Annotated in this window: 9 protein-coding genes; 2 read left to right on the forward strand and 7 right to left on the reverse strand. The window is 42.4% G+C overall.

Translation table 11 applies throughout. The features are described 5' to 3' along the window. Positions 1-117 precede the first annotated feature (117 nt). Both JMX95_RS10405 and mazG read right to left on the reverse strand, forming a co-directional pair. The gene (locus JMX95_RS10405; RefSeq protein ID WP_227676043.1) at positions 118-417 is read right to left on the reverse strand and encodes a ComEA family DNA-binding protein; all 300 of its coding nucleotides are present in this window, start codon (positions 415-417) and stop codon (positions 118-120) included. A 71-nt stretch (positions 418-488) separates the two neighbouring features. Beyond that, a complete protein-coding gene (gene mazG / locus JMX95_RS10410) occupies positions 489-1,370 on the reverse strand; it encodes a nucleoside triphosphate pyrophosphohydrolase (RefSeq protein WP_201560773.1) in 882 nt (293 codons plus the stop codon). A gap of 131 nt (positions 1,371-1,501) precedes the next feature. Here mazG and JMX95_RS10415 point away from each other — a divergent pair, with 131 nt between their 5' ends. Beyond that, entirely contained in the window at positions 1,502-2,989 is a 1,488-nt protein-coding gene (locus JMX95_RS10415; protein WP_227676044.1) for a phosphomannomutase CpsG, read from the forward strand. Positions 2,990-3,089: 100 nt separating this feature from the next. On the opposite strand, the gene JMX95_RS10420 is transcribed toward JMX95_RS10415, so the two are convergent. From JMX95_RS10420 to galE, 4 genes are all read right to left on the reverse strand, one after another. Then, a complete protein-coding gene (locus tag JMX95_RS10420) occupies positions 3,090-4,472 on the reverse strand; it encodes a UDP-glucose/GDP-mannose dehydrogenase family protein (protein ID WP_413786835.1) in 1,383 nt (460 codons plus the stop codon). A gap of 79 nt (positions 4,473-4,551) precedes the next feature. After that, positions 4,552-6,219 carry a glucose-6-phosphate isomerase gene (gene pgi, locus JMX95_RS10425; protein ID WP_201560775.1) on the reverse strand — a complete coding sequence of 556 codons (1,668 nt, stop codon included), beginning with the start codon at positions 6,217-6,219 and terminating at the stop codon, positions 4,552-4,554. 3 nt (positions 6,220-6,222) lie between these two features. Further along, a complete protein-coding gene (locus tag JMX95_RS10430; protein ID WP_201560776.1) occupies positions 6,223-7,107 on the reverse strand; it encodes a UTP--glucose-1-phosphate uridylyltransferase in 885 nt (294 codons plus the stop codon). Between the two features lie 53 nt (positions 7,108-7,160). Then, positions 7,161-8,207 carry a UDP-glucose 4-epimerase GalE gene (gene galE, locus JMX95_RS10435; RefSeq protein WP_201560777.1) on the reverse strand — a complete coding sequence of 349 codons (1,047 nt, stop codon included), beginning with the start codon at positions 8,205-8,207 and terminating at the stop codon, positions 7,161-7,163. Positions 8,208-8,375: 168 nt separating this feature from the next. On the opposite strand from galE, the gene JMX95_RS10440 reads away from it, so the two are divergent. Continuing rightward, positions 8,376-9,356 (forward strand): hypothetical protein, encoded by a 981-nt coding sequence (locus JMX95_RS10440; protein WP_201560778.1) that lies wholly within the window; start codon positions 8,376-8,378, stop codon positions 9,354-9,356. A gap of 66 nt (positions 9,357-9,422) precedes the next feature. Here the strand turns inward: JMX95_RS10440 and JMX95_RS10445 are convergent, their stop codons facing one another. After that, positions 9,423-10,517, reverse strand: a complete 1,095-nt coding sequence (locus JMX95_RS10445) for a hypothetical protein (protein ID WP_201560779.1) — start codon at positions 10,515-10,517, stop codon at positions 9,423-9,425. Positions 10,518-10,578: the final 61 nt, after the last annotated feature.

Raw genomic sequence — 10,578 nt, forward strand, 5'->3', positions numbered from 1 at the left:
TTTATCAGGCGGATGTACCTGCTAGTTTAACAAATTTTGCGCCTAGTAGGTGTGTTATGACTGATACTTACGTGCTATTTTGTCAATATTGGGGTTAATTAAAGCAAAATACTGCCCTTAATCTTGTACGCGTAAACGTCCTCGATTTTTCTCAACCGTTTTTGCACCAATACCTTTGACCTTTGCTAACTCATCCACTGTCTTAAAATCACCAAACATCTCACGATATAAAATAATCGCTTGGGCTTTGCTGCTGCCGATACCATCTAGCGAAACTAGCTCGCCTTCACTAGCACGATTGATATTTACAGTGGCTTGGTCACGTACTTGTATTTTGGCACTTTCTTGCGCCAACAGATATTCATAAGCCCTTTGAGGATTATCAAAACAAGGCGCAGCTTGAACACTGTTCAACATAAAAACCGCCAATATTAGACTGAAAACAGCCATATTGACCAAGCTAACAAACGAGGCCGTATGATAAGCGTTCATGACGATCGTTCATGTTGTTTCGCCGCTTCCCATAACGCATCCATCTCGTTAATATCACTATCCTCTAAACGCTTACCAGCCGCAGCTAACTGTTCTTCAATATAACCAAAACGTGATTTGAATTTATGCACACACGTTAAAGTGGCTGCTTCTGCATCAAGATTGAGTTTGCGCGCCACATTCACCAGCGCAAACATACAATCACCCAGCTCTTTTTCAATATCGCTAATATTGGCTTTGCTTATGTCATATTCAGCAGCATCTTTTGATTTATCTATCAATTCAGCCTTTAACTCGGCAATCTCTTCATCTAGCTTATCTACTGCCCCTGCGACGCCTTCCCAGTCAAACCCTAACTTTGACGCCTGTTTTTGCACATCTTGCGCTTGCATAAGCGCACTGCCCGCTTTGGTATTGTCTAAACGACGTTTTGGTTTGCCTCGTGCCTCGCGCGATTGCTGCTCTTCCACTTTAATCTCATCCCAACGAGCTTTTACCGCCGTGTCATCTTCAAGGGTTTCAGCCTCAAACACATGCGGATGACGACGAATGAGCTTTTCTTGTAAAGTGGTGATAACATCGCTCATGCCAAAGCGACCTTGCTCAGCATACATCTGACAATGAAACACCACTTGCAGCAGCACATCGCCTAGCTCGCCTTTGATATCTTCATCGTCATCGCTTTGTACCGCTTCGCCTAGCTCATAGGCTTCTTCAATCGCATAGGGAATTAGGCTGTGATTGGTTTGTTTTTTATCCCACGGACAGTCAACACGTAGCCGTGCCATCAAAGCCAATAAATCGTCTAATTCACCGCTGACGACAGGCGTTCCTTGTGCTGGTGTAGGCGCTGCTATTTTATTGTCGAGAGTATTCATAAGGGAGGCTCTTATATTTTTGCTTATCGTTCAATTTAGCAGTTAGTGTATCATTGAACCTTGATTGGCTTATAATTGTGCTATCTATTTTATTATTTTACCACTGCACACGCGCAAGGAATTTTATCATTATGTCTACGTCTGCGACCATTCGTTATCAGCCAGAAACTGCATTTAATCCCATTATTATTGATTCATTTAAAGCTTATGATATTCGCGGCGAGCTTGGGGTAAATCTAAACGAAGCCATTGCTTACCGTATTGGTCGTGCTTTTGCACAGATTTTATTTCAGCGTTATGGTGCGGCGGTCGAGGCTCATGACAATGATATGGTAAATCTAAAACCTGCCATCGTTATTGGTAGTGACATTCGCCATTCAAGCGAGCAATTAAAACAAGCGACCATCGCTGGTATTCTCGATGCTGGTGTCGATGTGATTGACTTGGGCATGAGCGGTACAGAAGAGGTGTATTTTGCCACCAGTTATTATCAGGCGTTGGGTGGTATTGAGGTCACAGCCAGTCATAACCCTATTAACTATAACGGCTTAAAATTGGTTAAGGAACATTCAAAGCCGATCAGTGCTGATGATGGTTTGGCAGAGATTCAAGCATTGGCAGAGTCTGGGAAATTTACCGCTACTAATACTCTAGGAAAACTTCAATTACTAACTGATAAAAGCGCTTATATCAATCATGTCATGACTTTTATTGATACCGATAAGCTCAAACCCCTCAAATTAGTGATTAACTCAGGCAATGGCAGTGCAGGGCCTGTGGTTGACTTGTTGATTGAAAATCTTGCACAAGCTGGTGCGCCAATTGAAGTGATTAAACTGCATCATACACCAGATGGCAGCTTCCCCAATGGCATCCCCAATCCTATGATTGAAGCCAATAGAGTGGCCACTCAGCAAGCTGTTTTGGAAAACAAAGCAGACCTTGGTATTGCCTTTGATGGCGATTTTGACCGCTGCTTTTTATTCGATGAACATGGTGAATTTATTGATGGCAGTTACATCGTCGGCATGCTTGCCCAAGCATTTTTGAATAAGTACCCAAATGAGTCAATCGTCTACGATCCACGGGTCATTTACAATACTGAAGCCGTGATTAAAGAACATAACGGTAAGGCTGTCATCAGTAAATCTGGACATTCATTTATTAAGCAAGTCATGCGTGACTCTGGCGCTGTTTATGGCGGCGAGATGTCTGCGCACCACTATTTCCGTGACTTTTTCTATTGCGATAGCGGCATGATCCCTTGGCTGCTCACCATCGAGCTGTTGTCTGTCACCGGTAAGACTTTATCAGAATTGGTTACTGGCTATATTCAAGCATATCCAAGTTCAGGCGAGCTTAATTTTCGTCTCACCACTCATGATGCGCCAACGATTATTAGCGCTATTGAGGAAAAATTTAGCAGCGAAAATCCGACCAAGTCAACCCTTGACGGACTCAGTTTGAACTTTGGCGAGTGGCGCTTTAATCTGCGTGCTTCCAATACCGAACCACTGATCAGATTAAATATTGAAAGTCGTGGCGATAAAGAGTTATTAGCTATTAAAATTCGAGAGATTCAACAGTGGCTAGCGGCACAAGGTGCTGTACCAGCGTAAACGAATACGATTTAATATGGGTGATTTCGATTAAAAACCAAAAAAAGCTCGCTGATAATTATCAACGAGCTTTTTTAGTAACTGAAAAACTTGAATAAAGCTATTTAGACCGACCAATACCCATATAGTCGCCTACCAGACTATCGATCTGCAATCGTGTCAATGCATTTTGCGCATCAAATACTGGCATCGCGTGTTGATTAAGCTTAGCGATGTCTAGTTGATCTTGTGGCGACCAACTAATGATAAAAATCGCCTGTGCGGCACTTAGCTGCTGATAAGGATTATTAATCAATTGCAGTAATGATTGCTGCTGATAAAGCATAGCAAGTTCATCTTGTGCTTTATCGCTATACACCAAAGTACGAATATTATAAGACCATAATAACGCTAGCAATGGATGTATGGCTGAGCCTGCGGTACGTCCTGAGCCTGATTTATAACTACCGCCCCAAATCATCACCGTTTTATTGTCAATAAATCCATCAAAATATTGCCAGAATTTACGGAATATCAGCTCTTTTTGGTCTTCGTTGATGTGTATGACTGACTGCAGCAGCGGCATATCTAAACTGTGCGTTTGGCTGGACTGCTGTAACTTCGCCAGTTCAGTGGGTAGTGTGTTGCCACCAAAGCCCCAGCCTGCTTGCAGATAACTGCTGCCGACCCGCGCGTCTAACCCCATGATACGACTGACTTGCTTGATATCTACCTGTTGACTGTCCGCCAAGCGTGACATCTCATTCATAAAACTCACTCGCGTCGCCAGCATCGCCATGATACTGCTACGGGCAAACTCTATCGTTGCGATATCAGCGTGATGAGCGGCACGCGCATGCTGCATTAACGGCTTCAATACTTCTAGATGCTGGCTACTGTTGGCTGTTTTTTCACCAAGCAACCACAGTGAGGGATTTAACATTGAGCTATAAGCATCACCGTCTTGCAAGAATACAAACGGCACATAGTAGACCCAAGCGCGCTGCAAATTTTGCGCCAGTGCTGAGACAATCCCTAGTTTCTCAATGCCACTTATAATCACGGGTAGCGATTGCTGATGGCTATGGTTGAAAGCAGTAATCCAGCTTGCTTCTGCCCATACTGGCTTGATACTGTCTAAAAATAACCAATAAAGCGCAACGGTGCTTTGGTCGTCAACCTTACTAATCTCATTGCTCTCATTAATGTGACGACTGTCACTAAAATTTGTCGTTTCATAATATTGTATTAACGTGTCAGCGCTAGCCGGTAATGCTGTACTGATAATAACCTGCTGCTGCTCATACATCTGCCACAGTGCTTGCAAATGATGCTCAAAGCCGTATTGCTGTATTTGCTGCGTCAATAGCTCAATATCTGCATAAAGATGCACGCGCTGACCGAGACTTGCCAGCACCACGGCGCTAGTAATAGCCTCAATGCTATGACCAATAAGTACACAAACTTGCTTGCTTGCAGTGCTTTGTGGTTTAGATTCATGCATATATTTAGGTGTATTGTCATTTATAGAAGCAGTGCTCATGCGTTCACCTTTAATGATTATCGACTCAGTAGCAAAACGATTAAGATAGCTGCTGAATATGTTTTAACAGCTGGTTAGTGGAGCTGTCAAACTGACTCTCACCTGCTTGCTGCATGGCTTGATGTACGGACTCTGCCATTTGCTTGCCCATCTCGACGCCCCACTGATCAAATGGATTAATATCCCAAATGCTGGCCATGACATAGACCTTATGTTCATAAAGCGCAATCAGTGCTCCCAAACTGTGCGGCGTTAGCTCGTCGATAAGTAGCGTGGTTGAAGGCTGATTGCCACGGTAATATTTGTATTTATCAGCGGCAGAAGCTACTTGAACCTCAGACTCTTGAAGCGCGGCATTACCAAAAGCCAGCACTCGGCTCTGTGCTAGACAATTGGCTAAAGACAGCTCATGCTGCTGCTGTAATGGCGCGTTTTGCGATTGACCACTATAACGGCGCACACAAGCGATAAAGTCACAAGACACCTGCTGTGTGCCTTGATGTAGCAACTGATAAAAGGCATGCTGCGCATTGGAGCCAATCTCGCCCCACAGAATCGGACAGGTATCGTAGTCAATATGATCACCGTGCTGGGTGACCGATTTACCATTACTCTCCATCTCAAGCTGGGTTAAGTAGCTTGGTAAATAGCTGAGTCGACCATCATAGGGCAATACGGTATGAGCATTTACCTGTAAAAAGGTACTGTTCCAAACAGCAAGCAAACCCAACAATACTGGTAAATTTTCTGCAAAATCAGCCTGAGCAAAATGCTCATCCATACTATGAGCCCCAGCCAATAACGCTTTAAACCCATCTATACCGATACGAATGGCAATCGCCAATCCTATCGCTGACCATAAAGAAAAACGTCCACCGACCCACTCCCAAAGCTGCAGCTGATGCTCAGGATGAATACCCCAAGCACTCATTTTTTCACTATTAGCAGATATGCCAATAAAATGGCGACGTAATACACTGTCTTCTGTACCCGCACGCAGCTTAGCGGTAGCAAGCAGCCATGACAATGCTGTCTTAGCATTAGATAACGTGTCAACCGTGCCAAATGACTTGGACGAGATGATAAACAAGGTCGTTTCAGGATTGAGGTGTTTCAGCAAGTTATCAAGCTGAGTACCGTCCATATTAGAGACGAAATGTACTTCAATGTTGGTATCTGCCCACTCATCCAGCGCGGTCGTCGCCATAAGCGGCCCAAGGTCAGAGCCACCAACGCCAATATTGACCACATCCGTGATGGCTTTACCAGAAAATCCGCGCCATGTACCACTACGGACACGTTCAGATAAACGTGCTACTTGCGACAGACTATCATGCACATCAGCGACGACATTTTGTCCATCAACGTCTAGTTTGGCAGACTCTGGCAATCGTAGTGCTGTATGCAAGGCAGCACGCTCCTCGCTAGTATTGACCATCGCACCTTGCATAAGTGCATCAATTCTTGTGGGCAATTCACAGCTATTTGCTAAGGTTAATAATTTTTCTAGCACAGCATCGTCAATACATTGCTTACTATAGTCCATATATAGTGCACCAGCTTGGGTGCTAAAGCGCGTTGCACGACTGTCATCTTGTGCAAACAAAGCTGCCAATGACCACGGCTGCTTAGCCAGACTTTGCAACTGCTGCCAATATTGAGAGCGGCGAGCACTGCTATAAGCGCTATTGCCTTTTATCTCAGCCATTAGCTATTCATCTTCTGCTAATTGCTGCTCGGCAAAATAGATAAATGCCTGCATATAGGAGCGCATATCGCCTGCATCATAGCTGTCGCCGCGCATGGTCGTGACATTCACGCCGTATTCACTAATCAAGGCATCAATCGCATCGGTCAGCTGAATTTCACCACCGACCGACGCTTTGGTATTGGCCAAATAATCAAAGATTTGATTGCTAAACACATAGCGACCAACCACTGCTAAGCGTGAAGGTGCATCTGCTAAACTGGGTTTTTCTACAAAGCCAGCGACTTTAAAGCTAGCATTAACCTCTACTTTGTCATCGATATCGCCCGCATTGCTATACGTTTCATTTAATTGGGCGATGCCATACTTATGCACGTCGGCATCAGCGACTTTATCGACCAATATTTGCGAATGACTGTCTTTAGCAAAGGCATCAATCATAAAAGCTAAGTTATCAGCAGTCATATCACCCGTAAAAGGATCGAGTACCACGTCGGGCAATAATACGGCAAAATCATGCTCGCCTATAATAGGGCGCGCAGCGAGTACCGCATGTCCCAAACCTAGCGGTTTACCTTGACGTATCATAGACACCGTTACATCGTCTGGTAACCAGTTTAAGCTATCGGCTAACGCGTCTTTATCTTTAGCACGCAATTGATTATCCAATTCAGCATTGATATCGAAGTAGTTTTCAATCGCGCTTTTTTGCGCATGTCCGACCAATACAATATGCTTGATACCGGCAGCGATCGCTTCTTCAACAACATAATGAATGGCGGGGCGATTACCTAATGGCAACAGCTCTTTCGGCACGGATTTAGATAGCGGTAGCATACGAGTGCCAAAGCCCGCGACGGGAATAACGGCGTGGGTAATTTTTGTCATAATGTTTAAACTGTCTTAAAAAGGAAAGATTAAAAAAGAATATTTTATAAAATCTAAGTGGCGTTATAGCCGTTCGGATTCATACTCTGCCAACGCCACGTGTCTTGGCACATCTCAGTAATTGATAATTCAGCTTGCCACTTTAACAGATCTTTCGCTTTATCAGCACTGGCATAACAGCTGGCGATATCACCTGCGCGGCGGTCTGCAAACTGATAAGGAATGTCCTGCTCCGACACTTTGGAAAATGCTGCTACTAACTCTAAAACAGAAGTCCCTTTACCTGTACCTAAATTAATCGGTAAAAATCCTATGGAATCTGTCTTTGCTGTCCTTGTTTGACTTTCTAAATAATTCAGCGCTGCGACATGACCTTGCGCCAAATCAGTAACATGGATAAAATCACGCACGCCAGTACCATCAGTAGTTGGATAGTCATTACCAAAGATACTGAGTTTTTCAAGCTTACCGACGGCTACTTGAGAAATATAAGGCATTAAATTATTTGGGATATCATTGGGGTCTTCGCCAATCTGCCCTGATGGATGTGCGCCTACCGGATTAAAATATCTTAAAGGAATAAGGTTCCAGCTAGCATCGGATACCGCTAAGTCTTCTAGAATATGCTCGACCGTCAGTTTACTTTGGCCATAAGGGTTGGTACAAGAACGCGGTGAATTCTCGTCAATAGGCAGCGATTCTGGGTCACCATAAACCGTTGCTGACGATGAAAAAACAAGATTTTTGACATCGTACTCTGCCATGACCTCTAGTAAGGTAATCGTACCACTAACGTTATTGTCGTAATACATCAGCGGTTTCGCAACGGATTCACCAACCGCCTTTAATCCTGCAAAGTGAATGACACCAAAGAACTGATGTACTGAAAATACTTGTCTAAGTGACTCAGCATCGCGGATATCGCCTTCGATAAAATCAATCGATTGCCCAATAAGAGTAGAGACACGATTAATCGCTTCACGACTACTATTGGATAAGTTATCGTATACCACTATGTCGTAGCCTGCTTGATGTAAGGCTATACAAGTGTGCGATCCGATATATCCTGCACCGCCTGTGACTAATATTTTTTTATTCATTTACTGACTCATTATTTTTCGAAACTATGGTTTTTCGAAACTATGGTTTTTCGAAGTAGGTATTCGTCTTTACTCGTAAATGCAACTATACTGGTAACGATAGAACATTGCCAACGTAAATGTCCCAATCTTGCACATCTGCTACCAATTTAAGCCAGCAATCATATTATGAAATTTAACGCTTACATCCAACCACTGTTATTAGGTTATTATAAACATTATCGTCAAACAGAACAGCGTTTAGCGTTAGTCGTCGGTATGCTGCCATGGCGTGATATGGTGGGTGATTGGGTGTTTGAAGACTCTCATATTCAGATACAACGTCACTTTGACCAATACTATTTCAATAAATGGCTAAAGCCTTTCATTCGGCGTGTTAATCCGGTTATTTATATCTGGGGTTATAAAGCACCTGATTATTTTATTGACTATATACGCGAGCAAGAACTAGATATCTTCTTTTTAGAGGATGGCTTTATCCGTTCAGGCCCTGACGATGATAGTAGTGCTGCGCCCCTCTCTATCGTGATGGACAGCCAAGCGCCCTACTTTGATACCACTCGCCCTAACGACTTGACTGATCTCATAGCAAACTTTGACTTTGAACAGGATGGCTATGATGAGATACTGGCAAAAGAGATGCTAGATTATTACGCCTCACATCGCGTGAGCAAATACAATCATCAGCCTTACGTCGATGTCGTACCCATATATGGAATTAAGAATAAAAAGCGTATTTTGGTATTAGGCCAAGTGCCACATGATGATTCATTGAAATATGGTGGTGGTATTGGCATTACGCTGCTTGATGTAGTCAACAAGGCGATTGAAGAAAACCCTGATGCGCAAATTATCGTGAAACCACATCCGATGACGCTTGATGATCCCTATATCGTTTCTGCACTCACTGAGTTAGATTGTCTTATCCTCACCCAGTCTATTCATTTGGTCGATGCGTTAGAGACCATCGATCACGTATATACGATTACCTCATTGGGTGGGTTTGAGGCGTTATTAAGAGGCAAAAAGGTCACCGTATTAGGGCGACCTTTTTATATGAGAGAAGGCTTCCCTTCTATAAAAACAGACTACCGACGAAGACTATTTGTAACAGTGTATTTGCATTATCTCAATATACATCATAGCTAATGTCCTTTTTAGATAATATTAATACATCCACTATTTCCGTATTCTCCAATAATAATATTTCTGATATTAGATAAGGTTAGAAAGTAAACGAATTTTATTGAGTTCTGTGATTTTCCATAAGCGTTCTTTTTCTCGGCGTATTTCTGATACAAGACTAGCTTCATTCTTTATAAAGTAATTAAGTCTTTCTATCATGCCATCAACTACCTCCTCCATCTTATTAATATCAGGATGGAATCCATTTTTAGCTAGGTAAATCGGGTTGTTAAAGTAGTCAATAGGCATTGGCATTCTAGCTACATTACCCGTTAAAAAAAGAGATGGTGTTTCGAAAGACATAAAGGGTAAAAAAGAATGCAGTCGCGCACCGAATGCAAATCGATACCCTGAGAAACGACTAAAGATACAGTTAATACCTTCCCATTCGTCCTGCATTTTAACTTGTCCTTGAGCGTAGTCGAACTCCGGACTACAAATAAAATTAGCTAAATCCTCACTAACATCAACTTCATCAAAAAGATCAAAAACATATGGGTTTATATCCTGAGTATGATTGGGAGAAAACACACAATCTAGCCCTAATGATCTAGCATAAGTAATAAATCTTTTAATGGGGTGCTTCTCGACATTCTCCGAGGTAATCGACTTCAAAAATGGAAAGTTTACTGCAATTTTATCTAATTTATCATGTCTAGAGGATGCCATAGTATCAATGAATACTGATGGGCATGGTTGAAAACTTAATTTTGAGACATCTTCTGATTGGCAAATAGTCTGTAAACGCATCCGGTCATAATTTCCTCGTACAAAGGCGCCACTAGACATAGAGATTAAATCAGATATAGTTTTTTCACTATTAAGCGAGAATGGTTTTTGGTTTTTGTTAGGATTAAGAGGTGTATTTGTGCCAGTACCAAAGAATGTAACATTTTTACCTTTTTTACTCCAGTCATCTACGCGGGACTGCGTCAAATGTCTAATGAGCCATTCATCTGGTTTCTTTTCAGGAGTATACGACCCTGATAAAATCCCACCTGGGCCGATAATAATATTCTCTTCTACATTTTCCAGCTTATCGTTTCTTATATGATGGTATCTAAAATCAATTTCACCTTCAAATAGCTTTTCAATTGTTTTGTGGATTAATATAGTAAAACCCACTTAAAAGTGTTATAAAATAATTATCAAATCCAATTGCTATTATAAAGACCATGACTTACTC

The organism is Psychrobacter sp. NC44 (assembly GCF_904846655.1).
Classification (GTDB): Bacteria; Pseudomonadota; Gammaproteobacteria; order Pseudomonadales; family Moraxellaceae; genus Psychrobacter.

Coding starts and splice junctions, on each gene's coding strand:
- galE (WP_201560777.1), bottom strand. CDS start 8,207: ATGAATAAAAAAATATTAGTCACAGGCGGTGCAGGATATATCGGATCG.
- JMX95_RS10405 (WP_227676043.1), bottom strand. CDS start 417: ATGTTGAACAGTGTTCAAGCTGCGCCTTGTTTTGATAATCCTCAAAGG.
- JMX95_RS10430 (WP_201560776.1), bottom strand. CDS start 7,107: ATGACAAAAATTACCCACGCCGTTATTCCCGTCGCGGGCTTTGGCACT.
- JMX95_RS10420 (WP_413786835.1), bottom strand. CDS start 4,472: ATGCATGAATCTAAACCACAAAGCACTGCAAGCAAGCAAGTTTGTGTA.
- pgi (WP_201560775.1), bottom strand. CDS start 6,219: ATGGCTGAGATAAAAGGCAATAGCGCTTATAGCAGTGCTCGCCGCTCT.
- JMX95_RS10440 (WP_201560778.1), top strand. CDS start 8,376: ATGAAATTTAACGCTTACATCCAACCACTGTTATTAGGTTATTATAAA.
- JMX95_RS10415 (WP_227676044.1), top strand. CDS start 1,502: ATGTCTACGTCTGCGACCATTCGTTATCAGCCAGAAACTGCATTTAAT.
- mazG (WP_201560773.1), bottom strand. CDS start 1,370: ATGAATACTCTCGACAATAAAATAGCAGCGCCTACACCAGCACAAGGA.